This window comes from Legionella sheltonii (assembly GCF_026191355.1).
GTDB classification, from domain to species: domain Bacteria; phylum Pseudomonadota; class Gammaproteobacteria; order Legionellales; family Legionellaceae; genus Legionella; species Legionella sheltonii.
This window is the reverse complement of sequence record NZ_JAPHOQ010000036.1, coordinates 1-1,296: the sequence shown is the minus strand read 5'-3', so window position 1 is coordinate 1,296 and position 1,296 is coordinate 1. Positions and strand designations below refer to the sequence as shown.

Sequence of the window (1,296 nt, the reverse complement as noted above, 5' to 3'; positions counted from 1 at the left end):
CTGAAAGATCCCCACGAAATTACCAAACACGGTTAAGCTCCTGTTCTATAATCTCTTGTAAGGTTCTAGGGTCAGGGGCTAAGGAACAGAGCTGATTATGCTCAATCATAAGCTTACCCAGGGTAAAATAAGAGAATATTTTCTTATCTTTGACCGTATTGGCTTGGAAGTATTGTTGTTTATTTTGACTATGTGCAATTACTCCAATAACCCAATAAGTAATTTGCACAATAGCAGCAAGAAGCATTTTTACTCCCCATCTATCTACTGAATGAGTACGCACATAACGTCCTGCTAGTCCGAATTGATGACTTTTAACATCTCTAAACGATTCTTCTATTTGCATTCTTTTAAAATAGAGATTGATAATATCAGTAGGCCCTACATCCAATGGTAAATTAGTAGCCAAAATCCATGGCTCTTTATTAGCTTGACTATAACTTCCATTAGACAGTGTCGAGGTGGTTTTTCCTCGTGATGTCTTTACCTTTCTTCCCTTAGGCTTACGATAGGTTGTAACCACCCTACAAGGTCTTGTATGCTCTTTGGTTAATAGAGCATGCTCATAATGTGTCGTTTTAGATTTAATATCAGGGATTAGTTCTTTAATGAGTTTCCATCCCAGTTCTTCGGATAATTGTACCGATTTAACTCCTCTTACACGACTTAGCCAATACCAGCCCAGCGCTTCTATTTCTTTAAACCATTCTTCATAAAAACCGGCATCCATGATTACGATTACTCGACGATTTTTGGGCAAACAAAGACTCAACTCTTTTAAAAAGTCCTTAGCTCGTCCTTTTGTTTCGGTATCTCTATACACTTCTCGATAAAGAGGAAGACTTCTACCTTTTAACGCTATTTCTGCACTGAGCATTTGAATTTCTCGGTCGTCTTTTAAGCAGCAAATATCTACAATCAAAGGTAAGGTTGTATCTTGCGAGATGTAAGTAAAAACAAAGCTTGATAACCCTTGATAAATGGAAAAAAGTTCATTATGCAGTGCCTTATTGCCTTCCAGCCTATCAACTTTCTTTATCTTATTTTTTAATTTTGCATCTCCAGGCAAGTTCCTCCCTAATTCACTTAATGAAAGGTTTTGGCTATGTCTTAAGCCTGATGCTACATCCATTACTGCATTCAATCGTGATATATGAATTTCAGGACATGATTCTGTAAGCGAATTATAAAGATAGGTTTCTACAGCTAACATTTTAATTTCCATGAGTCTTAATGACGCTCATTTGATCATGAGACGCTCTTTATTTCAACTCATAATTCGTGGGGATAGATCAG

General features: G+C 36.9%; 1 protein-coding gene. It reads right to left on the bottom strand.

What is annotated here, in order from left to right; translation table 11 throughout:
- Positions 1 to 19: 19 nt before the first annotated feature.
- Positions 20 to 1,225 (bottom strand): IS4 family transposase, encoded by a 1,206-nt coding sequence (locus OQJ26_RS19215; RefSeq protein WP_265702028.1) that lies wholly within the window; start codon positions 1,223 to 1,225, stop codon positions 20 to 22.
- Between the last annotated feature and the right edge of the window lie 71 nt (positions 1,226 to 1,296).

Bases quoted from the DNA above. Each gene is read 5' to 3' on its own strand.
- OQJ26_RS19215 (WP_265702028.1), bottom strand. From the start codon at position 1,225: ATGGAAATTAAAATGTTAGCTGTAGAAACCTATCTTTATAATTCGCTT.